The sequence below is a fragment of the Rhodococcus sp. IEGM 1351 genome, assembly GCF_030056875.1.
Lineage (GTDB): Bacteria > Actinomycetota > Actinomycetes > Mycobacteriales > Mycobacteriaceae > Rhodococcus_F > Rhodococcus_F opacus.
In genome coordinates this window covers 24,547-48,724 of record NZ_JASHKU010000013.1, presented here as the reverse complement: position 1 = coordinate 48,724, position 24,178 = coordinate 24,547, and the positions used below count along the sequence as shown (strand labels likewise).

At 66.3% G+C, this 24,178-nt stretch carries 25 protein-coding genes; 11 read left to right on the top strand and 14 right to left on the bottom strand.

The genetic code is table 11. From position 1 onward, the window contains the following. Positions 1-67 precede the first annotated feature (67 nt). Positions 68-310: a PLDc N-terminal domain-containing protein gene (locus tag QM806_RS22590; protein ID WP_054245559.1), complete on the top strand. Its 243-nt coding sequence runs from the start codon at positions 68-70 to the stop codon at positions 308-310. A 15-nt stretch (positions 311-325) separates the two neighbouring features. Here the strand turns inward: QM806_RS22590 and QM806_RS22585 are convergent, their stop codons facing one another. Both QM806_RS22585 and QM806_RS22580 read right to left on the bottom strand, forming a co-directional pair. After that, positions 326-1,333 carry a potassium channel family protein gene (locus QM806_RS22585; protein WP_167117877.1) on the bottom strand — a complete coding sequence of 336 codons (1,008 nt, stop codon included), beginning with the start codon at positions 1,331-1,333 and terminating at the stop codon, positions 326-328. A 38-nt stretch (positions 1,334-1,371) separates the two neighbouring features. Continuing rightward, positions 1,372-2,271, bottom strand: coding sequence for a universal stress protein (locus QM806_RS22580; protein WP_082359685.1), 900 nt, complete (start codon positions 2,269-2,271; stop codon positions 1,372-1,374). A gap of 409 nt (positions 2,272-2,680) precedes the next feature. On the opposite strand from QM806_RS22580, the gene QM806_RS22575 reads away from it, so the two are divergent. The 5 genes from QM806_RS22575 to QM806_RS22555 all read left to right on the top strand — a co-directional run bounded on the left by QM806_RS22575 (position 2,681) and on the right by QM806_RS22555 (position 9,573). Next, a complete protein-coding gene (locus tag QM806_RS22575; RefSeq protein WP_283292920.1) occupies positions 2,681-4,729 on the top strand; it encodes an erythromycin esterase family protein in 2,049 nt (682 codons plus the stop codon). Between the two features lie 435 nt (positions 4,730-5,164). After that, positions 5,165-6,292: a GyrI-like domain-containing protein gene (locus tag QM806_RS22570; RefSeq protein ID WP_265145955.1), complete on the top strand. Its 1,128-nt coding sequence runs from the start codon at positions 5,165-5,167 to the stop codon at positions 6,290-6,292. Beyond that, the gene (locus QM806_RS22565) at positions 6,289-7,833 is read left to right on the top strand and encodes an FAD-dependent monooxygenase (protein WP_005261692.1); all 1,545 of its coding nucleotides are present in this window, start codon (positions 6,289-6,291) and stop codon (positions 7,831-7,833) included. The genes QM806_RS22570 and QM806_RS22565 overlap by 4 nt, the downstream gene beginning before the upstream one ends. A gap of 124 nt (positions 7,834-7,957) precedes the next feature. Beyond that, the gene (locus QM806_RS22560; RefSeq protein ID WP_241769639.1) at positions 7,958-9,355 is read left to right on the top strand and encodes an alpha/beta family hydrolase; all 1,398 of its coding nucleotides are present in this window, start codon (positions 7,958-7,960) and stop codon (positions 9,353-9,355) included. After that, positions 9,352-9,573 carry an Hsp20 family protein gene (locus QM806_RS22555; RefSeq protein WP_005261689.1) on the top strand — a complete coding sequence of 74 codons (222 nt, stop codon included), beginning with the start codon at positions 9,352-9,354 and terminating at the stop codon, positions 9,571-9,573. Before QM806_RS22560 ends, QM806_RS22555 begins: the two co-directional genes overlap by 4 nt. A 44-nt stretch (positions 9,574-9,617) precedes the next feature. Here the strand turns inward: QM806_RS22555 and QM806_RS22550 are convergent, their stop codons facing one another. From QM806_RS22550 to QM806_RS22530, 5 genes are all read right to left on the bottom strand, one after another. Next, positions 9,618-10,037, bottom strand: coding sequence for a hypothetical protein (locus tag QM806_RS22550; RefSeq protein ID WP_005261688.1), 420 nt, complete (start codon positions 10,035-10,037; stop codon positions 9,618-9,620). 129 nt (positions 10,038-10,166) lie between these two features. After that, entirely contained in the window at positions 10,167-11,066 is a 900-nt protein-coding gene (locus QM806_RS22545) for a universal stress protein (protein ID WP_283292917.1), read from the bottom strand. Positions 11,067-11,148: 82 nt separating this feature from the next. Continuing rightward, positions 11,149-12,720 carry an MBL fold metallo-hydrolase RNA specificity domain-containing protein gene (locus QM806_RS22540; RefSeq protein WP_283292915.1) on the bottom strand — a complete coding sequence of 524 codons (1,572 nt, stop codon included), beginning with the start codon at positions 12,718-12,720 and terminating at the stop codon, positions 11,149-11,151. A 300-nt stretch (positions 12,721-13,020) separates the two neighbouring features. Beyond that, positions 13,021-13,569, bottom strand: a complete 549-nt coding sequence (locus tag QM806_RS22535) for a PAS domain S-box protein (protein WP_005563437.1) — start codon at positions 13,567-13,569, stop codon at positions 13,021-13,023. Positions 13,570-14,087: 518 nt separating this feature from the next. Then, positions 14,088-15,083 carry an Acg family FMN-binding oxidoreductase gene (locus QM806_RS22530; RefSeq protein ID WP_054245553.1) on the bottom strand — a complete coding sequence of 332 codons (996 nt, stop codon included), beginning with the start codon at positions 15,081-15,083 and terminating at the stop codon, positions 14,088-14,090. Between the two features lie 246 nt (positions 15,084-15,329). Here QM806_RS22530 and QM806_RS22525 point away from each other — a divergent pair, with 246 nt between their 5' ends. Continuing rightward, the gene (locus tag QM806_RS22525) at positions 15,330-16,694 is read left to right on the top strand and encodes a wax ester/triacylglycerol synthase family O-acyltransferase (RefSeq protein ID WP_169693343.1); all 1,365 of its coding nucleotides are present in this window, start codon (positions 15,330-15,332) and stop codon (positions 16,692-16,694) included. An 87-nt stretch (positions 16,695-16,781) separates the two neighbouring features. Next, positions 16,782-17,531 carry a hypothetical protein gene (locus tag QM806_RS22520; RefSeq protein WP_054245551.1) on the top strand — a complete coding sequence of 250 codons (750 nt, stop codon included), beginning with the start codon at positions 16,782-16,784 and terminating at the stop codon, positions 17,529-17,531. Between the two features lie 53 nt (positions 17,532-17,584). Here the strand turns inward: QM806_RS22520 and QM806_RS22515 are convergent, their stop codons facing one another. From QM806_RS22515 to QM806_RS22505, 3 genes are read right to left on the bottom strand one after another with little or no spacing between them, the layout of a single operon-like run. Continuing rightward, complete coding sequence (locus QM806_RS22515) at positions 17,585-18,019, bottom strand: CBS domain-containing protein (protein WP_005563426.1); 435 nt, start codon at positions 18,017-18,019, stop codon at positions 17,585-17,587. A gap of 57 nt (positions 18,020-18,076) precedes the next feature. Beyond that, entirely contained in the window at positions 18,077-18,235 is a 159-nt protein-coding gene (locus tag QM806_RS22510) for a hypothetical protein (protein ID WP_037205825.1), read from the bottom strand. 39 nt (positions 18,236-18,274) lie between these two features. Continuing rightward, positions 18,275-18,733: an Hsp20/alpha crystallin family protein gene (locus QM806_RS22505; protein ID WP_005563423.1), complete on the bottom strand. Its 459-nt coding sequence runs from the start codon at positions 18,731-18,733 to the stop codon at positions 18,275-18,277. 455 nt (positions 18,734-19,188) lie between these two features. On the opposite strand from QM806_RS22505, the gene QM806_RS22500 reads away from it, so the two are divergent. Continuing rightward, complete coding sequence (locus QM806_RS22500) at positions 19,189-19,491, top strand: DUF1918 domain-containing protein (protein WP_240482675.1); 303 nt, start codon at positions 19,189-19,191, stop codon at positions 19,489-19,491. Positions 19,492-19,497: 6 nt separating this feature from the next. Here QM806_RS22500 and QM806_RS22495 read toward each other — a convergent pair whose 3' ends face one another. The 4 genes from QM806_RS22495 to QM806_RS22480 all read right to left on the bottom strand — a co-directional run bounded on the left by QM806_RS22495 (position 19,498) and on the right by QM806_RS22480 (position 22,013). Beyond that, positions 19,498-20,061, bottom strand: coding sequence for a CBS domain-containing protein (locus tag QM806_RS22495; protein WP_005563421.1), 564 nt, complete (start codon positions 20,059-20,061; stop codon positions 19,498-19,500). Positions 20,062-20,147: 86 nt separating this feature from the next. Then, on the bottom strand, positions 20,148-21,044 hold the full coding sequence (locus QM806_RS22490; protein ID WP_043788197.1) for a universal stress protein: 897 nt from the start codon (positions 21,042-21,044) through the stop codon (positions 20,148-20,150). A gap of 109 nt (positions 21,045-21,153) precedes the next feature. After that, the gene (locus tag QM806_RS22485) at positions 21,154-21,411 is read right to left on the bottom strand and encodes a hypothetical protein (protein WP_005563417.1); all 258 of its coding nucleotides are present in this window, start codon (positions 21,409-21,411) and stop codon (positions 21,154-21,156) included. Positions 21,412-21,413: 2 nt separating this feature from the next. Continuing rightward, the gene (locus QM806_RS22480; RefSeq protein WP_005563414.1) at positions 21,414-22,013 is read right to left on the bottom strand and encodes a CBS domain-containing protein; all 600 of its coding nucleotides are present in this window, start codon (positions 22,011-22,013) and stop codon (positions 21,414-21,416) included. Between the two features lie 178 nt (positions 22,014-22,191). On the opposite strand from QM806_RS22480, the gene QM806_RS22475 reads away from it, so the two are divergent. Together QM806_RS22475 and QM806_RS22470 are read left to right on the top strand one after the other, a co-directional pair. Beyond that, a complete protein-coding gene (locus QM806_RS22475) occupies positions 22,192-23,295 on the top strand; it encodes a 3-oxoacyl-ACP synthase III family protein (protein ID WP_005563413.1) in 1,104 nt (367 codons plus the stop codon). After that, positions 23,279-24,154 (top strand): 3-oxoacyl-ACP synthase III family protein, encoded by an 876-nt coding sequence (locus QM806_RS22470; protein ID WP_005261658.1) that lies wholly within the window; start codon positions 23,279-23,281, stop codon positions 24,152-24,154. The genes QM806_RS22475 and QM806_RS22470 overlap by 17 nt, the downstream gene beginning before the upstream one ends. Positions 24,155-24,178 lie beyond the last annotated feature (24 nt).

Below are 24,178 nucleotides of genomic sequence, written 5' to 3'. Positions count from 1 at the left end.
GGTCGGCGCCGCGGAGGCATTGCTCTCGCGGTGCCGGGCCGGTGGAGGTGAGATCGGAGGAGCATCGATGAGTCCAGTGAAGAGGCGTGTGACGTGGGCGAGTCTGACAACGCCGCAGCGCGCCGCGCTGGTCGTGGCGGCGGCGGTGCAATTGGGGCTGGCCGTGGCGGCCTGGGCGGATCTGGCGAAGCGTGATCCCCGCGAGATCAGGGGGAGCCGAACTATTTGGGCTGCCGTGATCGCGGTGAACTTCATCGGACCCATTGCGTATTTCCGGTGGGCTCGCCGCACCCCGGAGGAGGCACGATGAAGGGCCGGAAACCGTTCAGGGTGAGCCGATTCCCTCGCTCTGCTTGACCTCGCGGCGGAGCGCATCGAGCTGCGGCGCCGTTCCGAGTGCAATGACAATGGTGCCCGGGTCCAGACGTCGCTCCAGCGGGGGATTGGCAATGAACTGCCCCGTCGGTGACCGCAACGCCATCAACAGCGAGCCGGTGGCCGCCGCGAGGTCCGCTTCCGCCAGGGTCCGCCCGGCCAGCGGCGAACCAGCCGAGACCTCGACCTCCTCGATCCGGTAGTCCAGTGTCTCGTCGTGCATCACGACGTCCAGGAACTCGGCGACGTGTGGCTGGAGCGCGAAGGCACCCATCCGGCGCCCCCCGATGAGCTGAGGGTTGACGACGCGGTTTGCTCCCGCCCGAATCAGCTTGGATGTCGAACCGTCGTTGCGGGCGCGGGCGATGATGATCAGGTCCGGCCGCAACGCGCGGCTCGAGAGGGTGACGTAGACATTGTCCGCGTCGGTGTCGAGCGCCGTGATCAGAGCGTGGGCACGGCCGATTCCCGCCGCTTCGAGAACCTCGTCGTCAGTGACATCCCCGACTACTGTCGGGACGTCGAGGTCGCCGAGGCGCTCCGGATCTCGATCGACGACGACGACCGGCATCCCGAGCGTGGCCAGGTACTGCGCTCCGGCCCGTCCGACCCGGCCGAAACCACAGATGATCGCGTGCCCGGTCATCCGGCTGATGTGTCTGTCCATTCGTCGACGCTCCATGTGCTGACGTAGATGTCCCTCGATGAGTGCTTCGAGGATTACCCCGAAGGTGTACAGAGCCGTACCGGCACCCGCAAGTATGAGCAGGATCGTGAAGATCTGGCCCACCGCACCGAGTGGGTGGACTTCACGAAACCCGACCGTGCTGATCGTCGTCACGGTTTGGTACAGCGCATCCAGAATGCCGAAGCCCAGGACGACATACCCGAGCGTGCCTGCAACGACGACGAACCCGAAGGCCCCCAGTGCGCGGCCGATCCTCAGGAGGGGACTCATCACGGTCCTCCCGGCCTGCCCGTCGTGGGGTGCCACGGTCACTTGCCTGCGTACCGAAGGCGGCGGTGCGGACCGGCAAAGATGACCGGGCACGTCGCGTGCATGAGGACGCCCGTGGCCGTGCGGCCGAGCATTCCGCGCGGTGCAGCGGGGACACCGCGTCCGACGATCAGCAACTCGGCCGACGACGAGTAGCGGACCAACACTTCATCCGCCGGCGCCTCCGTGGTGATCGGGTCCACGACGACCTCGGGGAAGCGGCCCCTCTCCGGCGCCAACCATGCATCGAGACGATCTCGCGCCTCGTCCGAACCTGCGGTGAGGTCCGGTATCGACGAATTCGGTCCGGTCGCGACGGAGTGCACAGCGCGCAGCACGGTCCCGCTCAGTTGTGCGTGCCGAAATGCATAGTGCAGGACGTCCGGTTCGCCGTCCGACCGTACTCCTGTCACAATCGACCCACCGGTGCGGCGAAACCCAGGCCTGACCACCGCAACTGGACAGGCGGAGCGTGCGATCAGCGCCGCGGTCGTCACGAGCGACGCGGGTGCGGAGGACGAGTCGCTCCTGGCGCCGAGCACCAGCAGTTCGGCCGCGTCCGCGGCCTCGAGGAGTGCTGTGAAGGACGTTCCCGCCCGCATCTCCATTCTGATTTCGGTGGTCCCGGGCCGCGTGGGTCCGGAGGCGGCGACGTGGCGGGCGACTTCTGCGGCCTCGGTGAGGTGCATGTGCGCGTCCTGGGCTCTCTGTCGCTCGTGCTCCCCGTGGTGTGCCTCGCCCCGTCGCCCACCTTCGGAGGGATCGTGCACGAAGAGCAGCCGCAACGGAACACGATGAAGGGCAGCAACTTCCGCCGCCCACGCGGCGGCGTTCAGCGCACCGCGCGAACCGTCGATCCCGACAACGATGTGACGAGGATGATGGGCGGCGTCACTCATTCCATTTTCCGTTTCTCTGGATCGGCTCGGGGCGAAAGCGTGGTCTGGGCAATCTGAGACTGGATCGGCATCGTCACGATCCGCAGCCGAGTCGGAAATGAACACCTCGCTCGTACTGAGTCACGACACGCATGGAGAGGGCAAGGAGAAGCCCGCGTGAAACGACTACGGCGAGAATGATCACGGCAGGCATGACGGCTCCGACGTCGACGAAGGGGTACGTCTACATCGAAGGCGGCTGGGCGGCATGGCAGTAGGGCCGACGGTCACTAGTTGGGGCATTTCGTCAAGGGTGGTGGTCGTTCGCGGAGAGGGGCACTTCGGCCCTGTTCCCTCCCGGATCGACGCCGCAAGGATCGAACTGGGGCACGGAATACACACGCGTCCGGACACTGGGAAGCAGGGTGACATGAGCGCGACCACAGCGACGCCGGCGGAGCGGCCGGAGCAAGTCTTTCAAGACCGACGGGAGGCCGGACGGGTCCTGGCAGGACTCCTCGAAGGCTTTCGCGGCAACCCGAAGGTCACCGTGCTCGGGCTGGCGCGGGGAGGCATCCCCGTGGCGTGGGAGGTGGCAGCCTCGTTGGGTGCCCCCCTCGACGCCTTCGTCGTGCGTAAGCTCGGTGTGCCGGGCCACGCGGAGTTCGCGATGGGCGCACTGGCCAGCGGCGGAATCGTGGTGGTCAACGACGACTTGATACGAGACCTGCGAATCTCGCCGGAACAGATCCGCCGGGAGCTCGATCGCGAGGGCCGGGAACTGCTGCGACGGGAAGCCGTCTACCGAGAGAACCGACCGCCTCCCGACGTCGCCGACAAGATCGTCATCCTCGTCGACGACGGCCTCGCCACCGGCGCGAGTATGTTCGCTGCCGTCGACTCACTGCGCCGACAGGAACCTGCCCAGATCGTGGTGGCGGTGCCCGCCGCACCGGAGTCCACCTGCCGCGACCTCAGCGCCATGGTCGACGACGTGGTGTGCGCAACGATGCCGTTTCCCTTCCACGCAGTCGGCGAGTCGTTCTGGAACTTCGCACAGGTCACCGACAGCGAGGTCCTGACGCTTCTGCGCACGCCCACTTCCGCTGGGACAGCTCGTGATGCGAAGGCGCTCGAATTCGGTTCGGCAGCAACAGCTGTACGGATCGCGGCGCTCGATGCCCCGGACGGTGTCCCCTCGCTCAACGTGCTTCTCGATCTGGTGGGTGACGCCCGGATCGTGGTGATCGGCGAAAGCTCGCACGGCACTCACGAGTTCTATGCGGCGCGCGCGGAAATCACCAAACGGCTCGTCGAGGACAAGGGATTCTCGGCGATTGCTGCGGAGGCCGACTGGCCGGACGCCTACCGCGTCAACCGCTACGTGCGCGGTGGTGGTCACGACACGACCGCCGAAGAAGCTCTCCGTGGGTTCGAGCGGTTCCCGTCCTGGATGTGGCGGAATGCCCCGGTACTGGACTTCGTCGGATGGTTGAAGGAACACAACGACCGCTCGAGGGCGCAAGGACGAACCCTCACGGGGTTCTACGGTCTCGATCTGTACAGCCTGCACAGATCGATGCGTGAGGTCGTGGAATACCTCGATCGGGTGGACCCCGCGGCCGCTCGGCGTGCGCGTGACCGCTACTCCTGCTTCGATCACCTCAGTGGCGACGACGGCCAATCATATGGCTACGCAGCGGCATTCGGTGCAGGGGAGTCGTGCGAGCAGCAGGCTGTCGAACAACTCGTCGAGCTGCAACGCCATTCCCTCGAGTATGTTCGGCGCGACGGAATGGCCGCCGAGGACGAGCAGTTCTACGCCGAACGCAACGCGGTGAGTGTGTGCGATGCCGAGGGCTACTACCGAACGATGTTCAGTGGCCGCGTGTCCTCGTGGAACCTACGGGATCGTCATATGGTTCAGACACTGGCAGCCCTCGTCTCGCACCTCGACCGGCACTCGGGCAGAGCATCTCGGATAGTGGTGTGGGCACACAATTCGCATGCCGGCGACGCGCGCGCAACCGAGGCCGGAACCCACGGCGAAGTGACCGTGGGGCAACTGGTGCGGGAAGCGTATCCCGACGCCTGTCGGCTGATCGGGTTCACCACGTTCGAGGGTTCGGTCACCGCGGCGAGTCAGTGGGGTGGACCGGCCGAACGCAAGGAAGTGCGCCCGGCGTTGCCCGGTAGCGTCGAGGAACTCTTCCACGAACTCGGAGAGCCGTCCTTCCTCGTGCGCACAGACGAGGGGAACGCTGCCGCGAGGACACTGCGGGCTGCGAGACTGCAGCGGGCGATAGGGGTGATCTACCGACCCGAGACCGAGCGGCAGAGTCACTACTTCCACACCCGGATCTCGGATCAGTTCGATGCGGTAATCCATATCGACACGACCAGGGCGGTCGAGCCCCTCGAACGCACAAGTCTCTGGGTTGAAGGCGAAACACCGGAGACCTATCCCTCGGCGTTCTAGCAACCGGTCCCGGTCGTCCATGTGTAGGCCGTGCGGTGCGAACGGGGCGAGCCCGTGAGCTGGTCTGTCAGGCAGGGCATCCGAGGAGTTCGAGTTCCTCTGCGACAACGAGGTCGACTTCCTCATCGGTCAAGCCGCCGAGAAGGTGCAACAGCAGCATCGATCCCATCTCCCTCAGCCGAGCCGGGCGCCAGCACGTATCTCCTGGTCGGGGTGGGTCGTGGGGTGTCTTCCCGTGTCTATGTTCCATCGCACCCGGTGTACGCGGGCCGGCCGAGAGGACTTGGTCCTTTACCGAGGGGCCACTAGGCATCGACTTGTGGCCCCGCCCGGTAGCTCTCTGTTGGCACGCTCGGACCCACCATCCGACCCGGGTCCGCCGTCGGGGACCTTCGGCCCTCGCGCCGCCCCGCGTGCAGCGGCGAGGGTAGACGTATGGGATACCAGGTCGAACTCGTCGAGATCGAGGCGCACCCGGCCGCCGTGGTGCGGGACCGCCTCCGTCTGGACCACATCGAGGACTTTCTCGGGCCAGCTTTCGGTGAGGTGGTCACTGTCGCAGAACGGCAGGGCCGGTACGTCACCGGTGCCCCGTTCGCGCGGTACCGCCAGGCGGAGGACGGGCAGTGGGACGTCGAGGCCGGATTCCCCCTCAGCGGCGGCATCGCCGCCCGCGGTCGAGTCGAGCCGACGTCGCAACCGGCGGGTCGCGCCGCCACCACTCTCCATATCGGGGACTACAAGGGAGTCGGCGCAGCGTACGCAGCCGCCACACACTGGATCACCGCGCACGGCTACGTCCCGTCCGGAGACCCGTGGGAGTCCTACCTGGACGGGCCCGGAGTCGCCGCGCCCCGCACCGAGGTGTTCATGCCCTGCATTCGGCGCCCCGCCGTGAACCGGGATCAGGGGCGAGGCGGCGAGGCCGTCGCGCGCGAGGACGAGACGACGACAGTCTCCAATCCTGGTGCAGAGCACTCCATCCGTGACGCCGAACCACGACCGGTGCCCTTGCGGGTTGCGGCGCCGCGATTGTTCCGGTGTGCCGCGCGTACGGCGAACCTCCTCGCCCTCCGCCGCCTTCACCAACCGAAACGGCACAGGGGCCGGAGAATGACCTTCGCTGACGGCACCACCGGAGTCGTCTACCGCGAGACCGTCATGCGCGGTGAGTCTCCACCCGATCCGGCGGTCCTCGTCGTCTCCTTCCGACTGCGCGGTGTCCACGGCTGGGGTCACCCGCTGTTCAGGGCCGAAAGCCTGCTCAACACAGCATTGTTCGCGGGGTTCCCCGGATTCGTGTCGAAGCTGTGGCTCACCGCGGACGAAGAGGACCGGTACCGCGGTTTCTACCAGTGGGACGGCGCACGCTCCGCCGAGGAGTACGTCCGGGTGTTGTGGTGGCCTCTCGCGCTGGTGAGCCATCGGTCCTCGATCCGATACTGCATCTTGCCCGGTCGTCTTCGCGACGACGTTCTCGAACGCGCCGAGTCAGGAGAGGGCACCGCACAGCCTGACACGGCGTGGTGGCGGCTCGTCCGGACGGAGACGAAACCGAGATGACCGCGCCGGACGGGCAGCCTCTCGACGTGCTCGTCGTCGGCGCAGGCCCGACCGGACTCGCCGCGGCGCTGATCGCTCACGATCACGGCGCACACGTGCGCATCGTCGACCGCAGACCCGACGCACCCCGATTCTCGCGGGCTTTCCTCGTCCAGTCCCGTACCCTCGAAGTACTGCGGCCGCACGGTGTGACCGAGGAACTCCTCGCGCTCGGAGACTCCAACCCGCAGGTGCACCTCCACCTGCGTCGGCGCTGTGTGCCCGTCGACGTGGGTGAAATACGGCTGCCGGACACCGCATTCCCGAATTTCCTGCTCGTGCGGCAAGCCGACGTGGAAGCCGTTCTGCGACGAGCACTCCGCGGCCGTGGCGTCGAGGTGGAGTGGGAGACGCAGTACGAGTCCTTTCGGGCAGTCGACGGAGTCGTCTGCGATGTGACGCATCACGGCATCCGCCGACAAGTCGCGGCCCGGTTCCTCGTCGGGTGTGACGGCAGCACCAGCACGGTGCGCGCGACGGCCGGCATCTCCTGGGACGGGTCGGTGTACCCGCACGAGATTCTCCTCGCCGACGTCGAACTCGACGGTGAGGTCCAGACCGGCGTCGCACACGTCGCGGTCCACCGTGAGGGGCTGCTGTTCCTGCTGCCGCTGGGCGAAACCGCTCGCTGGCGGGTGCTCACCGCCCGACCCCCGAACTGCGCGGAGGCCCCGACCGACCGACACCACCTGCAGAAGATCCTCGACAGGGCTGACGTGCATGCCCGCATCACCCGGATCGCCTGGTCGGAGCGGGTACCGGTCCAGCACCGCGTCGCGTCCCAGTATCGATGCGGGCCGGTCTTTCTCGCAGGGGACGCCGCTCATGCCTTCTCCCCGGCGGGCGGCCAGGGCATGAACACAGGTATCCAGGACTCTGCCGACCTGGGGTGGAAACTCGCGTTCGCGGCACACCTCCGGCCCGGTGGCGACGCCACCCTGTTGCGGTCGTATGCGGAGGACCGTCGGCCCGCCGCCCACCAGGTGCTGCTGCTGACCCACGTGCTGTTCTGGGCCGAGGCCGGCCGCGGTCGGGTGCCGTCGCTTCTACGCGGCGCCTTCTCCTCCGCAGGGGCACCGCTGGTCCCGGTGCTGTTGCGGCGGCGTCGGCTCGTCGCGCACGCGGTGCGAGTGCTCGCCCAGCTTCGCCGGCACTATCGGCGCGGTCCACTGTCGGTCGAGGGGTCCGGCTATTCCGGCGTCGCCGCCCCGGCCGGTGAGCGGATCCCGGACGAGGAGGTGACCGTCGACGGCGGCCGGCAACGTCTGCACGACCTGATCGCGACGCCGGCAGTACAGGTGCTCCTACATCGGGACACGCAGTGGGGAATGCCGCCGGCGCCTGACGGACGGCTACAGGTCCACCGAATTCGCAGCTGGTCGGGTACCGGCATCGTGATCGTTCGACCAGATGGATACGTCGGGTTTCGGAGCGGCTCCGACACTCAGGGGGCCGCCGAGTGGCTGGAACTGATCGGAGCGTCTCCGGCACGCTCGACGTGACGTTGCGGCATCTCCGGTCGGCGCCGGCTGAGGACCGCGATTGGCGACCAATGGCCCTGGAATGCCTGGGTCGGACGGAAGTAGGTTCGGAACAGGGCTGAGAATGTTCCGGCTCGAGGAGGTTCTGATGGAATTCGCCGATCGCGCCGATGCGGGACGACGCCTGGCCAGACGCCTGCGCGAGTTTCGAGGACGAGACGTCGTGGTGCTGGGGTTACCCCGAGGGGGTGTGCCGGTCGCATTCGAGGTCGCGAAGGCATTGCACGCCCCTCTCGACGTGATCGTGGTCCGCAAGCTCGGTGTCCCGTACCAGCCCGAACTGGCCTTCGGCGCGATCGGCGAGGGCGGCGTACGGGTGATCAACACCGATGTCGTCAGTCGGGTCGGTCTGACCGTCACCGATATCGCCGCCGTCGAACGCACCCAGTTGGCGGAACTTCGTCACCGCGCTGAACGAGTGCGGGAGGAGTTCGGCCGGATCCCGCTGGGGGGACGGATTGCGTTGATCGTCGACGACGGCGTGGCGACCGGTGCGACCGCGCGGGCCGCGTGCCAGGTCGCGCGCGCACAGGGCGCCGCGCGGGTCGTCATCGCAGTCCCGATAGGGTCGCCGCGCCGGATCGACGACCTCGCCGAGGACGCCGACGAGGTCGTGTGCATGCAGACCCCGAAAGGATTCTCCGCTGTCGGACAGGGATACTACGAGTTTTCCCAGACCACCGACGAAGACGTGACCGAACTATTGCAGCGTGCACGCAGCGGCTTCGGAGAACCCGCCGCCACGGCACCGGACACCGGTGACGATCCGCCGATTCGCGACGACGACATCGAGGTCGACGTGGGCCGGGTCCGGCTTGCCGGGCACCTCGTCGTTCCAGAAGACGCCATCGGGATAGTCGTGTTCGCCCACGGCAGCGGCAGCAGCCGCCACAGCCCTCGCAACCGCTACGTCGCCCAGATCCTGAACCGGGCCGGACTTGCCACCCTCCTGTTCGACCTACTCACCGCCGCAGAAGAAGGCGACCGCACGCTGGTATTCGACATCGACCTCCTCGCCGAGCGGCTCGTCGCGGCCACCCGGTGGCTCGGGACACGATCGGACACCGTCGGTCTGCCGATCGGATACTTCGGGGCCAGCACGGGCGCCGCAGCAGCACTGCGCGCGGGCACCGACTCCCACGTCGACATCAAGGCGATCGTCTCCCGCGGTGGCCGAGCCGACCTCGCCGGTGAGCGTCTGACCGAGGTCCGAACCCCCACGCTGTTGATCGTCGGCTCCCGCGATGAAACCGTCCTCGACCTCAATCGCCGCGCGCAGGCCGTGATCCCGGGCATGTGCCGGATCGAGATCGTGCCCGGTGCCACCCACCTGTTCGAAGAACCCGGCACCCTCGAACGGGCTGCAGTACTGGCCCGCGAATGGTTCACCACACACCTCCCGTCCACGCTGTCACCCCCTGCGCCGCAGTATGCAACGATAGAACCCGAATGCCCCCCTGGACCTCCCTCGAAGGCCACATGATCCTTGTCGAGGAACACCTCGACAAGGGCCGCTACACCCTGCGCGCCGAACTCCCCGGAGTCGACCCCGCCACAGACGTCGACATCAGCGTCCACGACGGACACATGACGATCAAAGCCGAACGCACCGAACAACACAAGGAAGGATTGCACCCCGATCTTCCCGGCATTCCGCATGAAGGAACCGCAGCCCGAGGCATCCGAAAAGGCAGTCTCTGAACGTAATTGCTTGTCCGGCCGCAGGCTCCGAACATCGGCCGTGCTCAGCTCTCCGGCAAGCCGGGTTGCGGTGCATCCGCGTGTGGTGTCCGGATCAGCGATTGACGCAGACGGGACCACTGATGGGTCCAGCCCTGCAGGGGCGCCAGTGCCTGCTCGATTAGTTCCATCTGATGGTCGAAAGCCGACAGTTCTGCCTGCAATGCCTGCACTGTCAACCGCTGGGCGTGTAGTTCCTCGACCAGGACGTCGAACTCCGCGACCAACGGTGGGGCCAGCTCGACCAACTGCTGAAGCGACTCCAGCATCCGGGTCACCGGCACCGCAACGGGCTCAGGTATTGCGCTGACCGCCTCGCCTCCCATTGTTCCCATGAGGCGGGTCACGGCGCGTGTTCCCTCCAGCAATTCGTCCATCGCGGAGTGAAGCAAGCTGTATCGGTGCGTCTCTGCCTGTCCGGTCATCGGCACCACCTTCCTCCAGAATCCTTGTGATCCCTCCAGTTTCGCCCCGGGTCGTGGCGCGCTGGTCCCGTGCTTCGCCTGCCAGGTCGTCCGACCACTGCCGTCGGGCCCGCGCCGACACCGACAGGCCTACGTCGCGGAACTCGGGAGCACTGAACGGACGATGAGTAGGGGACACGTCACCGTGTGTAGCAGGGCTCTGCTGGTCGAGCCCAGCAGCATGCTCGCGAATCCACCTCGCCCACGGCTCCCGACCACCAGGAGTTGCGCCCGCTCGGCCTGCTCGCGCAGATTCCGAACAGGTTGGTCCATGACCACGACCGGCCGGACCTGCACGTCGGGGAAGTCCTCGGCGCGACCGGCCAGGCTCTCCGACAGCATCGCCCCCTCGCGGCTTTCGACCTGCGTCCAGTCGACGTCACTGGGGAACGGGGCGTGCAGCTCGACATCCGACCAGGCGTGTACCGCAACAAGTTCGACCTGACGCAATGCGGCCTCTTCGAACGCCGCCGAGATCGCCGGCTCGCTGTTCGCCGAGCCGTCGACACCGACCACGACGGGCCCTGCGACGTCGTTGATCTCGGTGTGCGGCAGGTCTCGCACGACAGCGACGGGCGCGTGCGCATGAGTCACGACCGCCGCACTGACCGATCCCAGCACGGTGCGGTCGATGATTCCGTGTCGGTTCGCGCCGACAACCACCATCAGTGCAGACTTCGACCGCTCGACCAGCTCACCGGAGGGAGCGCCCATGCAGAACGCCGTGTCGATCTCGAGGGTGTGCCCCGGTACGGCCCGGGCGGCCACCTCCTCGGCCCGGACGAGCCGCGCCTTGCACTCGAGTTCCTCCTCCTCGAAAAAGCTGGCAGGCACCCCGACCGGCATACCGTAGGCGCCGGGGACGAACATGGTGGTCACCAAGGTCAGCGGAGCATTCCGCAATGCGGCTTCGTGCGCCGCCCATGACACGGCCTGGAGGGACGACTCCGATCCGTCTACTCCGGCGACGATCGGGCGGCGGGTGGTCATGATGTCTCCTCGGGATTACGCGGATCATCGAGTCCCCACCATCGTCGCCGCTGCCGTGATGGCGCCGTAGAGGAGAAGGTCATCACATTCCGTACCGTTCCAGAACTTTGCGCAAATCCGCGACGGCCTTCTGGCGGTTCACCGGATCCGGGATCTGGGCAAGTTGACGCTTGAGGCTCACCGCGAAGTCGGCGTAGTCGTTCTGCCAGTCGCGCCCGATCAGTTGCGCAGCATCTGTGCGGGCGGTGCCGATCAGCTTCGCGGGGGTGCCGCACTGCAGTTGGTAGCTTTCCCCGATGTTCGGGGTGACGATCGAAAGGGAAGGGTCGTCTTCCGACGCCAGTTCGGTCAGCGCCGAGATTGCCCCCGGTTCACCGTGGGTCAGGAACAGGCTGCCCGAGATAGGCTTCCGCTCCTTGATCCAGTCCAGCAGTTCGGCCTGATCTGCGTGGGCGGAATAGCTGTCGAGCCGCCGAATATGCGCTCGCACATTGACGTCGGTGCCCGAAATTTTCACTTGCCGTGCGCCTTCGAGGATGACGCGTCCCAGCGAGCCTTGGGCTTGGAATCCGACGAACAAGATCGTCGAATCCCGGCGATGCAGATTGTGTGCGAGGTGATGGCGGATGCGTCCCGCCTCGCACATCCCCGAAGCCGCGATGATGATGACCCCCGACATGCTGTTGATCCGCATCGAGGCGGAAGCATCATCGACATAGTGGATCGAGGGATGGTGGAAGATGTCCTTGCCCCCGAGATCCTCGAGCTCGCCTGCATGCCTGGCGAATACGCTGGTCGCGCGGTTGGCCAGCGGAGAGTCGACGAAGACCGGAACGTTGGGGATGCGGTTCGCGTCGGCGAGATACGCAATGTCGAGCAGCAGTTCCTGCGTTCGTTCCAACGCGAAGGCAGGGATCACGAGATTTCCACCACGCGAAATGGCCTTGTTGATCTCCTCTTCCAGCAGGTCACGCCGCTGGTCGATGCTCAGTCGCACACGGGTTCGGCTGCCGTACGTCGATTCGCAGATGACGAAGTCCAACCCCGATGGACCCTCCGGATCGGCGTGAAACGCCTTGTACTGAGGACCGAGATCACCGGAACAGAGCAGGCGCACGCCCCCGGCGTCGACCTCCGCCGATGTTGCGCCCAGAATATGACCGGCATTCCACAGCCGCGCTCGAAAGCCTGTAGCGGGCTCGAACCATTCCTCCAACGGCACAGGACGGGTCTGCCGCCACGCCGTGAGCCCATCGTGTTCGGTGTAGAGCGGGGTAATTGTCGCCTCTCCGGCACGATCGCGTCGTCGGTTTCGGTGTTGCGCCTCGAACTCCTGGATACGCCCGGCGTCGGCGAGCATGTATTGCAGCAGGTCGGAGGTTTGGTCGGTGCAGAAGATCGGCCCTTCGAAGCCTTGCGCCACCAACTTGGGTAACAGGCCGCAATGATCGATATGCGCGTGGGTGAGAACGACTGCATCAATCGTGTCCGGCGCGAAGGTGAAGGCACCGTAGTTCAAGGTCTCGAGGGTGCGCGATCCCTGAAACAGGCCGCAGTCCACCAGGATGCGCGTGCCCTCCGACTCGATCTCCATGCATGAGCCGGTCACTGTCTTCGCAGCACCGTGAAAAGTGAGGTTCACGTGATTCGCCATGCGAGGCTCCTCGTATTCGATCTGGCTTCCGGCCGAAGCGCGCGGGTGTCGAACGACGCGACGCTGCCCTGTCCGAGGCAGCGACGAAATCCAGACTCTGATGCACTCGCTCCCAGCATCCGGGTCCGGTGCCCTTGCCTGTATCGCACGGCTCTCACGATTCGAGTGAACATCGGAGGGCAGGCGGGCCGGTAGGGTCTCCCGTCACCTCCAGGCCGCGGGTGAGTTACTCGTAGTAGCGGCGGTGTGGCGTACCAGCAGCCGTCGAGCTCGCGCGAGGTGTCCCAGGTGCACCGGCGTTCAATCGAATGCGCGAGCCCGACCGCCGTCCCACAATCGTTCGGTGACGTCCTCGAAGCACACGAGCGTGATCGGATCGTCGTGCCTGAGCAGTACCGACCTGCTCACCAGTGCACGAACGACGAACCCGTCCTGATGCGCGAGTTCGATCACCTTCCCGGCGAAATCGTGCAGGATGGCCACCGCCTCGGCATCGTTCGGCGACGACTGCGGATCGACGAAATCCGCGACCGAACCATCACCGAGCCCGCCCTCGCCGTAACCCAGCATCCGCTCCAGCGCCCAATTCGCATGCGAGATCACACCATGCCTGTCCACCGCGAGAGCGGGCACCGGTAGCCGTCGCAGCAACACGAGGGCGGGAAGTTGCTCGAGGTAGTCCTCCGCGGTCGCCGGATTCCGGCGTCGTCTGTCGTCTTTCGGCTCCGACCGTCGTGGGGTGCCGGAGGCGGCGAGCATCGCGTCGATGCGGGTCTTGATCTCCGCGCTACTGATCGATCGCAGGGGTGGCAGGAGTTGATCGAGCCGGTGTATCGGATGGTTGCTCATATGTTCAGGCCTCCGGGTCGGGGCGGTGCGCGAGGCACCACCGCGGGTGGGTCAGATCAGCACCGCGGCGAGCGCGACACAGCCCAACACGAGGACGGCGGCGCTGGCCGCCACACACGTTGATCCGGTGCCCGATGGTCGTCCGATGGTCGTCCGATGGTCGTCCGATGGTCGCGTCGGCCCTCGGGCGGCGCCGGAAGTTCGGTAATCGGATGCTGCTCATCGCCCAGGACGGCATCTTTCAGATCGGCGCGTGGACGGGTGGGGCCGCCGGCCACCGACGGTTATCGGGGATACGGTGCTCCACCACCCTCTGCAAGGATTACGTGCAGGGGTCCCCGCTGCACAGGGCAATAAGTCACTGATTCGGCCCGCCTCTGGATGCGGGTCCACGCCCCGGCACTGCCCGGGTTCGGGGGTACGGCCCGGCTGCGCGACCCGGGCGCGGTGTGGGAGTCGCCCTCCTGGCCCGAACTGCGTCCCAGAACGGTCCCCCTGCGATCTCTGCGCCAAGCCGGTCAGCAACGTTGACCGGGTCGCGGGACGATGGTGAGAACCGACTCGATCGGGCGGCGGGGTGTCTGTCGTGGAGGAACCTGCGTGCCGGTCGAACCGATTCGAATCAGGACTTGCGGTACACCCGAGTCCGGCAGCAGGTTGCCAATCATTTTTCGACTTTGCGGCAACTCGGTCATGTGGGTCAGCGGGCATGTTGCGTGTCCGGTGGCCGTGGCTTCGAGCAGTACGGCCGACAGGGCTTCGCCGGTGCGCACCCACGCTCCACGGTCGTCGCCGTCGGTGCTGAGGACGAGCACCGTCGCTTGGTCGGGATGGAGGATGGAACCGCTGTCGGAGCCGATGGGGAATCGGCGCCCGATGTCGACGCGGGCCTGATTGTCTGCGGTGGCCAGTGCCTCTGTCGGGATTCCGTCCTCGGGGAGGGAATGTCCTGCCCACCAGTAGAGTTCGGTTTGGTAGGTGGGGTCGAGCCGCCGGGAGGCGGCGGTGAGTTCGGTGGCGGCCGCAAGCACTGGTCGGGCGCTGTGCGGCAATACCGTCAGGTGAACGCCATGCCCGCGAACCATGTCCTTCAGCGAGGCCGGTGACAGTGTATTCGGATCGACCGGATCGAACGGGCCCCGATCCGAATAGCGGCGGCGAATCGCGGAAAGCAGATCGAGATCGTGCGACTGCGGGCTTCGGGTGTAATGGTGGAACCGGATCTGGGCGACATGGGACGGGCTCGCCTGGTCGGGTACGCGGCGTATGTCGGCCAACCAGCCCAGCGCGGTCAATGCGGTGCCCAGATGATGCAGGGCCGCTCCACAGCTGACCACCAGTTGCCGCTCCGACGGGTCCGCCGAGGCGAGTCGGCGGTGGGAATCGGCAGACAAATCGAGCACACCACCGTCATAGCGCCACCGCCACGGTTGGGTGTTGTGTACCGACGGCGCTCGGCAGGCAAGGCCGACGGCGATCCGAATGAGATCGTCATCGGGGACAGTAGGCTGCATTGTCGTCTCCTCGACCGCCTGCCCGAGTTGCTCTGACGGCCCGGGGCATTCCGTCTTCAGTGTTCGCCGGTTGGGAGTTCACGATTAGGGCCGATGGTCATCGAGTGACGACTGTGGGCGTTGACCTGTGACCCTATTTTCCCGCGCACTCCCGGATCGACACTGGTGGAAGGACGACACCTCGCGAGGCCGTGGTAGTCGTGGTCGGTCCGGGATCGACGTTCCTGCACTGATGGGGTGAGGCTCGTGGAGCGGTTGACCGCACAGGACGTGATGACTCTGTGGCCGGACGAGGCCGGGTGGTCGCAGGACATCGGTCTCGTGGCCCTGCTCGACGCCTGTGACCTCGTCGACACGGACGGGCGGATTCTGCTCGGGGACGTCCAGACATCGATCGAGGCGCGGTTGCCTCTGGCGCCGCGTCTGCGGCAGGTGGTCTACGTGCCTCGGTGGGGTCTGGGACGGCCACTGTGGGTGGATGCGGCAGCCTTCGATGTTCGAGACCACGTGTGTGCCGTCCCGCCGGTGCATCACGCTGACGAGGCGCGGCTACTCGAGGTGGTCGAGGAGTTGCGTCGGCGTCCGCTCGACCGCTCCCGGCCGCTGTGGAAGATGTGGTTCGTACCCGGCCTGGCGGGCGGCCGGACCGCGGTCTATGTCCGGGTCCACCACGTGATCGCCGACGGCCCGGCCGGGGTGGCGATGCTCGGTGCACTGTTCGACTCTGCGCCCGACGGCCCGGCTCCTCGGGTCGAGCCGTGGATGCCGGCCCCGGTGCCGGCGGCGAACGAGCTGATCGTCGACAACCTCCGGCGTCGCCGGGCCGCGGCGGCTCGTGTGCTGGCGGCGTGTACACGGCCGGCGACGATCGTGTGTCGTACCCGGCGTGCGTGGGCATCGGTGCGGGAGATGGTCTCCGGGGGACGGGCGCCGCGATGCAGCCTGAATCGGCCGATCGGTGCTGCTCGTGAGTTCGCTATCGTACGAACCGAACTCGCAACGATGCGGAGGATCTCCGATCGGTACGGTGTGAAGGTCAACGATGTGCTGCTTGCCGTCTTCGCCGGTGGCCTGCGTGAACTGTTACGCAGTCGAGGGGAACCTGTCGACAACCTCGAGTTGCGTGCGGTCGTGCCCGTGTCGCTGCATCGGGAGCTGCCGGGGCCGGCGCGCGGGAATCTGCTTGGGCAGATGATCGTGCCGCTCCCGCTCTGGATCGACGATCCCGTCCGCCGACTGGTGTCGATAGCCGCCGACACCGCCACCCGTAAGCGGGGTGTCCGTCCGCGCCGGGGGGCCGTGGTCGGCGGCCGGACCGTCCGGTGGATTGCCCTGACTCTGCTGTCTCGGCAACGAATGATGAACACGTACGTCGCCGACGTGCCCGGCCCGCCCGTCCCCCTCTACCTCTTCGGGGCCGCCGTGCGCGAGATCGTCCCGGTAGTGGCCCTGATGGGAAACATCGCGGTGGGTGCCGGCGCGTTCTCCTATGCGGGGCAGTTCACGATCACGGTTGTCGGTGACGGTGCCGTATGCCCCGAGGTCGACGTGGTTGCCCGCGGAATGGAACAGACGCTGCGGTCACTCGAGGCGTCACGGCACCGGGATTGATCCACTCGCGAGGAGTATTACCCCGGACGATGCGAGAGTTCGCCGATTCGCCGGCGATGTCCCGTCGTGCTGTGCCACGCTCGAACGATGCAGACGGAGCGAGACCAGCTGCTACTCACGGTGCGCAACCTCGCACGGTTTCACCGGGAACACGAGAAGTTCTATTCCGAATCACCATTTCACGACGTGATCCGGTTGCAGCGCAACTCACGGGCATTGAAGGCACTGGCCGAACGGTGGTCGGTGGTCGCACCGTCCGGCGAGACGTCCCTCAGCCCGTTCGCGGGCGCTTCCGACCTCAACGATGATCGCGCCACCGAGACGCTCGGGATCCTGTTCATGGAGGGCGGTGGCGAGCCCGCGGAGATCACGAATCTGAAACGCGATCTCAGCGCGTTAGGGGAGGCGAACCGGGCGATCGGGCAATGGCTGGCGTCGGCGATGTCCGCGGCATGGGACATGTTGGAGGCATTGCTGAGCTACCCGGAACTTGCGGATCTGCTGGCCGAACGGCACCGCATCGTGAGCAACGACTGGCAGTGCGCGTCGACGGCCGAACTCATCGCCCGCAACCTCGACCGCGCGGTCGCGATCCTCGGGCGGGTCGACTTCACCCCGGCCGCCCTGCGAGCGGACCTCACTGCGCACCGTGTCGTTCCGCGGTACCTGTTCTCGGCCTCGGAAATGCTCGATTATGCCGCGGATCTCGCGGCTCACAGCGCGGTGCTCACGCACGAGAACGAGCGACGCTGGCGGATCTTCCACGAGCGGGTCGATCAGATAGTCGGGGCCGCCGACACCCCCGGCGGCAACGAAATCCGACCGGAGGGCAGGTAGAGACCGATTGCCACGGCGTGGGCTGTTGTGGGCCCTCATCGTCGTGGTGGGTTTCAGTGGCTGGGGAGGGCTTTCGGTGCGCAGATGGCTTCGACGAACGCGCCGACGGCGTGTTCGGGCAGGTGCCGGGCGATGTCGGCTTCGCTGATCATGCCGACGAGCCGGTGGTCGTCGAGGACGGGCAGGCGGCGGATCTGGTGTTCTTCCATCACGGTGACGACCTGTTCCACGGTGGCTGCGGTGTCGACGTGGTAGGTGCTGCCCTGGGCGAGGTCGCCGGCGGTCATCGTGTTGGGATCTGTGCCGGCGGCGACGCATTTGAGGACGATGTCCCGGTCGGTGATGATGCCGTGGAGGCGGTCGTCGTCACCGCAGATCGGTAGCGCTCCGACGTCGAGCTCGCGCATGCGTTGCGCGGCGGTGGTGAGGGTGTCGTGTTCGCCGATGCAGGTTGCACCGGTGTGCATGATGTCACGTGCTGTGGTCATGAGTGGTGATCTCCAAAATGGTTGCAAACAATTGTTTCGATGGTCCGCGCTGAGGCTTCAGTGGCCGTTGGAACCGGTGACGGCACTGGCCAGCAGGTACGTGCCCAGGAGGACGGCGGCCGGCGCGGCGATCGCGAAGGCGATGGTGCTCCAGGCGCCGATCGCCGCGAGGACAAGCCACAGGGCTCCGATGACGGGGATGATCGTCTTGGGCATGCTGTCCTCGATGGGCCGCGGGTGGGTTCGAACCGGTGGTCAGGTGGTCTCTTCGCCGGTGGGGGTGGTTTTCGTGATTTCGACGTGTTTTTCCGGTGTCGGGGATTCGGTGACCGGCATCGTGACAGTCAGGATGCCGTCGGTGTAGGTGGCGTCGATGTCGTCTTCCTTGGCGCCGGGGGGCAGGGGCATGGATCGGTAGAAGCTGCCGTAATGGAATTCGGATCGGGCGCCTTCCTTGTGTTGTTCGGTGCGTTCGGCTTTGATCGTCATTTGTCCGTCGCGGACGCTGATGTCGACGTCTTTGGCAGGGTCGACTCCGGGGAGTTCGGCGCGCAGGGTGTAGCGGCCCTTGTCGAGGTGTTCCTCGACGCGGATCATGTGGCCTTCGAGGGAGGTCCAGGGGGGCATCGCCTCGAATCTGGCCATGAGGTCGGACCAGTCCGGCAGGGACGGGAGCAGGGCCTGGTGTGGGCGGCGGGGGGACAGAATGCTCATGATTGACTCCAGAGGATTCGGAAGTAGTTGCTGGCGTCTTCGAGTCCACTCGTCATCGGGTGAAGCCAGTAGGGCCGACGGTCCTCAATTCGCGGACTGCGGTCGGCGGCCTGACCCTTGTCTCGCACACTCGGCTCAGAGCGACATCGCCTGCCGTGCCTCGTCGAGCACGTACTTCGGCGAAGTTGTGGCCGCGACTGTCGACACTCATGTCGACGATCCGCCAAACTGACCTCGCCGATCTGCGTAGCGGGTGGTGACAGGTGTGGCGAGTCCGAACCGAGGACCCTCGGCCCTACCGTCACCACCCGAGGCGAGTGGACTCTGAAGGGGGCCGGCCCCCACTACCTCACCCGCCTCGACAGCACCGTCACGGAAATCGCACGGACCAGGACGATCGAACTACGGCACACGCACGGGCCGCCCGGGTCGGATCGCGACGAATGGAGATCGACATGCATGCAGAACCAGGGGACTGGCTGGTGGTGAAAGGCACGGTCGTCGACAGCCCGGACGAGGTCGGGCACATCGTCGAGGTTCGCCGCGCCGACGGCACACCGCCGTACCTCGTCAGGTGGATACGGGACGATCACGAGGCGCTCGTGTTCCCCGGCCCGGACGCGCATGTGGTGACGGCCGCTGCGAAGAGCGAGGAGGACAGTCACGAGCGGCGGCGCATTTCCGCGCTCCAAGACGCCATTGCCGGGAAACCGCACATCGAGCAGCGGACTCTCCGAACCCGCCCCCGAAAGTCCTGATCTCGATCAGGACTGGGTGAGCTGAACGTCTGCGACGCCCGGCACGGTCTCGGCGAGGGCAGTCACTACCCCCCGTTCCGGATCGTCGAGCGCGAGCCCGGCGATCGTCACCTTGCCGTCTGCGATCCGCACCGTCCACCGCCGCGATCCCGCATACACATCGAGGCGGTGTTGCACTTCCCTCGCTATGTTCGTGTCGTCCATCGTCAGGATCTCGAGAAGATCACGCCGGGTGACGATTCCGATGACGTCGTGTTCGTGGACGATGGGGATCCCGCGCAGACCTGAGCGCAGCATCGCAGACGCGAGGTCGCTGACGTCGGTGTCCGCTGTCATAGCGACGACTGGGCTGGTCATCGTCTCGGCCGCTGTGACATCGGCTCTGGGGAGCGTAGCGAACTTTTCGCGGAGCAGATCGCCCTCGGAGACGATGCCCACCAGATGCTGCGACTCGTCGACGACCGGCAGGACGGTGAACCCCGAACTCGCAATGATGCGGAGGCATTCGTCGACCGGGGTCGACCGAGTCACAGTGGTGACCGGGCTACTCATGATCTGTTGCGCTTGCATGACAGCTCCTTCCTTTCGACAAACCGGCGTTGCAATCGGGCGCCGACAGGCGGCAGGGCCGACGCGTCGTTCTGGCCCGACCTACGTCAACGGCGGACGATCAGCAGCGGGCAGGTGATGGAGTGCAGAAGCGCCCGGCTGGTCGAACCGAGCAACAGTGAGGCGAAACCACCACGCCCCCGGCTGCCTGTCACCACCAACTGCGATTCCCGTGCTTGCTGGAGCAGGTGGTGAACCGGTCGATCTCGGACGACAACTTTGCGGACGGACACGTCCGGATACTTGTCCTTCCATCCGGCGAGGCTCTCCGACAGGACGGCCTGTTCGGCGGTTTCGATTGCCGACCAGGGAAGATCGTTGTCGCTGAGATCGGCGGGGGTAACGGTCAACAGGCTGAAGTCGCTCCACGCGTGCACCGCCACGAGATCGACGCCGCGCAGAGAGGCTTCCTCGAAGGCAGCCGCGATGGCCGGTTCGCTGTTCGGCGAACCGTCGACACCGACCACCACCGGACCGTCCAATGGCGGCGCATCCGTCTCGGGCATTCCGCGGATCACCGCCACCGGGCACGCTGCATGACTGGCGACCGCGGAGCTGACCGATCCCACCAGGCCGCCGGTGAACTCTCCGAGGCCACGGGAACCGACGACCAGCATGCGAGCCGACTTCGCGGCGTCGAGCAGGACCGTCACGGCCGAGCCGTGACGTAGCGCCGTCCGGAGGGTGAGATGGTTGCCGGGCACGCTCCGCCGGGCGAGTTCGGCGGCCGTGGCGAGCCGCTGGGTACCCCCGTATTCGACGCCGGTGAATGCGCCTGCGGACAGGTTGACAGCGTCGCCGAACGTGCCGGGCGCCTTCAGGAGGGACGACACCAGAAGTAGCGGGGCTCGGTGGTGGACGGCCGCGTCGGCTGCCCAGCGCACGGCGTCGAGCGATTGCGCCGATCCGTCCACACCTACGACGATCGGTGAATCTGTCTGCATGTCGATTCCTCGTCTCTGTTCGTTCGTGCAGGCCTGGTCGAGAATGTGCCACCGCCGCGTGACCGTCTCGATAGGGCACACAGCCCTCTCCGGATCGCGGGGCGGCCGCTCACAGCGAGTTCACACCGTGGAGAAGTAGGGCGGGCAAACCCGGGACCATCAGTCCGACACCGACCGACACGATCGCGGCGCCGACGACACGGTGGTGTGGATTGCGGAAGATGCCGAGTCCGATGAAGACGATCGTTGCTGCGCCCCCGAGGACGGTGAGGGGAGACGTCACCGACAATGCCGCGAGGCCCACGACGGTGGCCGCGGCGACCCATGGCCATCGCAGGTCTCGGGCTTCGAGATATCTTGCTTGCATTGCTACGTCCCACCGGGAGATGTCGATTCGGGCGGGAAGTGCACCTCGGCGATGCCCGGCACGGTGTCGGCCAGGGCGGCGATGACATTTCGTTCCGGGTCGTGAGGCGTGACGCCGAAGATCGAGGCGGAGCCGTGGGCAACGTCTACGCGCCATCGGCCGGCTCCACCGTAGACGTCGAGGCGGTGCTGCACTTCCTTCGCGACCTGAGCGTCGTCGGTCGTGAGGACGGCGATGAGATCGGGACGGGTGACGATCCCGAGGATGTCGTGATCGTGGACGATGGGGATGCCGCGCAGCCGAGATCGAAGCATGGCGGATGCGAGTTCGCTGACCTCCGCGTCGGCCGTCATCGCCACCACGGGACTGGCCATCACGTCGCCTGCGGTCATCTCGTCCGGCTGCGAATCGGCCCCGCCCAGCTCACGGAATCGTGCACGGAGGAGATCACCCTCGGACACGATGCCCACGAGATGCTTCCGCTCGTCGACGACCGGAAGCACCGTGAAGCCCGAACTTCCGACCAACCGAAGGCATTCGTCCACCGAGGTGGATCGGTCCACCGTGGTGACCGGGCTGCTCATGACGTGTCGTGCCTGCATGACGACTCCTCTCCTCGTCCCTCAGCGTCGGCGTGCCACTGTCACCGGACAAGGGTCCTAGGACCTCACCTCGTCGCATTCCTCGGTGTTGGTTCGAACGATCCCCCGGAAGGGTCCAAATGCCCTGGTGACGAGATCGCCGGTGCGCGATTGTGGAGTGAGCACGGAGGTGGAAAGAATGGTCAAGCGTTGGCTGGTCATGGAGACCGAGAACGGCGACCTGCGAATGCCGTTCGCTACGCGTCTCGCCGGGGCCGGCCGGCATCTACCCGCGACACATCTCACGACCACGGACCTGATGTCGACCACCCGTCACTCGACTCACATCGACCTCGAGCGGCTCACCGGGATCCGCGAGCGCCGGGTGTCGGTGGGGGACGAGGACTCCTACACACTGGCGATCTCGGCGGCACTGGATTGCCTGGAACGGTCGAGCCGGGACGCCGGGTCGATCGACGTGGTGGTCAGTTGTAGCATCACCAAGTTTCACGGCGGTCTCACCCAATGGCTGGAACCGACGATGAGCAGTGCCGTCGCCCAGGCGATCGGCGCGCAGGGGGCGATGACCTTCGATCTCTCGAACGCGTGCGCCGGCATGTTGACCGGTGTGACGGTGATGAACAACTGGATCCGTCAGGGAATCGTCGAACGGGCACTTGTCGTCAGTGGTGAGTACATTTCGCAGCTCGGACAGAATGCTGCCCAGCACATCCGGAACATCATGAGCAAGGAGCTTGCGTCCCTCACGCTCGGCGACGCCGGGGCCGCGCTGCTCCTCGAACGTGCCCCCGCCGGATCGGCCGGGATCGGTTTGGCCGGATTCACCACCGTCGCCGACTACAGTCGGCTCTGTCTCGCGTACCCGAAGGGCGGCGACCCCGGCGCCCGGATGTTCACCAATTCGCGGGGGATCCAGCGGGCGGCGATCGCGGACACCCCGCTGTTGTTGCACGAGGTGCTCGACGCCGCCGGGATCTCCCTCCACGACATCGATCACGTGATCACACACCAAACCTCGGCGCGGGCGATCCGCAAAGGGATGGCCGAGGTGACCGCCACGCTGGGCGATTCTCCACGGCACGACGCGGTCATCACCGTCGACCGCTACGGAAATACGGCCTCGACGACCCACACCGTCGCGCTCGTCGAGGAACTCGAAGCAGGCCGCATCCGAGCGGGTGAGACCGTGGCGTTGATCGCCCTCGCATCGGGTTTGGAGATCGGCGTCGTTCTGTTGACCCTGGACGAGGAATTGGTGGCACGCTATGGGCACAGTCATTGATCGGCTCGACGTCACACGAGGCGGCTGGCGTACCCGCCACAGTGCATTGCATCTCGCGGTGTCGGCCGCCCAGACCTGCCTCGAACGGGCCGGTCGGAATGCCGACGACCTGGATCTGCTCGTCAACGTCGGGTTGTACCGCGACCGGAATCTGGGAGAGCCCGCCCTCGCGGCGCTCATCCAGGATGATATCGGTGCCCACCCGGAGGACCCCCACGACGACACGCACGGGACCTTTTCCTTCGATGTCGCCAACGGATCCTGTGGGGCTCTCAACGGTCTGCAGATCGTCGACGGATTCCTGCGGTCGCACACGATCGACTGGGCGCTGGTGGTTGCCAGTGACGCCGATCCCGGACGTGGGATGAGCGAGCACTTTCCGTTCGCGCCGACGGGTGGAGCCATTCTCTGCCGCTGGACCGACGACGAATTCGGCCTGGGCCCCGTCCATTGGGTGAATCGCTACGATGCCGGTGAAAGTTTCTGCGCCACCGTCGGACTCGAGGACGCCCGGAACGTACTGCGGTTCCGGGAATCGGATTCGATGGACGAGCGATTCGCGACCGCCGGAGCGCAGGCGGCACGGGAATGCCTGGAAGCATCCTCCCTCGACCTCGCCGATGTCGATCTGATCGTGGCCGCTCCCGCCCGGCGGAAGTTCCGCGCGACGCTCGCCGAGCACCTGGGCGTCCCCGTGCCACGGATCGTGGTCGCGGACGACGAACGGATGCATACCGCGTCCCTCGTGGCGGCCCTGGACCGCCGGACGGGTGGTATCCCGGCCGGGAACCGAGTCCTGATCATCGCCGTGGGTGCAGGGGTCACCGCCGGCGCCGCCCTGTACAGCGAACACCCCTGAGCCCGGGCAAAGGCATCTGAGCCC

Coding starts and splice junctions, on each gene's coding strand:
- QM806_RS22490 (WP_043788197.1), bottom strand. CDS start 21,044: ATGCAGACAGATTCACCGATCGTCGTAGGTGTGGACGGATCGGCGCAA.
- QM806_RS22530 (WP_054245553.1), bottom strand. CDS start 15,083: ATGCAGCCTACTGTCCCCGATGACGATCTCATTCGGATCGCCGTCGGC.
- QM806_RS22555 (WP_005261689.1), top strand. CDS start 9,352: ATGATCCTTGTCGAGGAACACCTCGACAAGGGCCGCTACACCCTGCGC.
- QM806_RS22575 (WP_283292920.1), top strand. CDS start 2,681: ATGAGCGCGACCACAGCGACGCCGGCGGAGCGGCCGGAGCAAGTCTTT.
- QM806_RS22565 (WP_005261692.1), top strand. CDS start 6,289: ATGACCGCGCCGGACGGGCAGCCTCTCGACGTGCTCGTCGTCGGCGCA.
- QM806_RS22495 (WP_005563421.1), bottom strand. CDS start 20,061: ATGCAAGCGCAACAGATCATGAGTAGCCCGGTCACCACTGTGACTCGG.
- QM806_RS22585 (WP_167117877.1), bottom strand. CDS start 1,333: ATGAGTCCCCTCCTGAGGATCGGCCGCGCACTGGGGGCCTTCGGGTTC.
- QM806_RS22535 (WP_005563437.1), bottom strand. CDS start 13,569: ATGAGCAACCATCCGATACACCGGCTCGATCAACTCCTGCCACCCCTG.
- QM806_RS22485 (WP_005563417.1), bottom strand. CDS start 21,411: ATGCAAGCAAGATATCTCGAAGCCCGAGACCTGCGATGGCCATGGGTC.
- QM806_RS22550 (WP_005261688.1), bottom strand. CDS start 10,037: ATGACCGGACAGGCAGAGACGCACCGATACAGCTTGCTTCACTCCGCG.
- QM806_RS22480 (WP_005563414.1), bottom strand. CDS start 22,013: ATGCAGGCACGACACGTCATGAGCAGCCCGGTCACCACGGTGGACCGA.
- QM806_RS22510 (WP_037205825.1), bottom strand. CDS start 18,235: ATGCCCAAGACGATCATCCCCGTCATCGGAGCCCTGTGGCTTGTCCTC.
- QM806_RS22590 (WP_054245559.1), top strand. CDS start 68: ATGAGTCCAGTGAAGAGGCGTGTGACGTGGGCGAGTCTGACAACGCCG.
- QM806_RS22470 (WP_005261658.1), top strand. CDS start 23,279: ATGGGCACAGTCATTGATCGGCTCGACGTCACACGAGGCGGCTGGCGT.
- QM806_RS22570 (WP_265145955.1), top strand. CDS start 5,165: ATGGGATACCAGGTCGAACTCGTCGAGATCGAGGCGCACCCGGCCGCC.
- QM806_RS22515 (WP_005563426.1), bottom strand. CDS start 18,019: ATGACCACAGCACGTGACATCATGCACACCGGTGCAACCTGCATCGGC.
- QM806_RS22475 (WP_005563413.1), top strand. CDS start 22,192: ATGGTCAAGCGTTGGCTGGTCATGGAGACCGAGAACGGCGACCTGCGA.
- QM806_RS22505 (WP_005563423.1), bottom strand. CDS start 18,733: ATGAGCATTCTGTCCCCCCGCCGCCCACACCAGGCCCTGCTCCCGTCC.
- QM806_RS22580 (WP_082359685.1), bottom strand. CDS start 2,271: ATGAGTGACGCCGCCCATCATCCTCGTCACATCGTTGTCGGGATCGAC.
- QM806_RS22500 (WP_240482675.1), top strand. CDS start 19,189: ATGCATGCAGAACCAGGGGACTGGCTGGTGGTGAAAGGCACGGTCGTC.
- QM806_RS22540 (WP_283292915.1), bottom strand. CDS start 12,720: ATGGCGAATCACGTGAACCTCACTTTTCACGGTGCTGCGAAGACAGTG.
- QM806_RS22545 (WP_283292917.1), bottom strand. CDS start 11,066: ATGACCACCCGCCGCCCGATCGTCGCCGGAGTAGACGGATCGGAGTCG.
- QM806_RS22520 (WP_054245551.1), top strand. CDS start 16,782: ATGCAGACGGAGCGAGACCAGCTGCTACTCACGGTGCGCAACCTCGCA.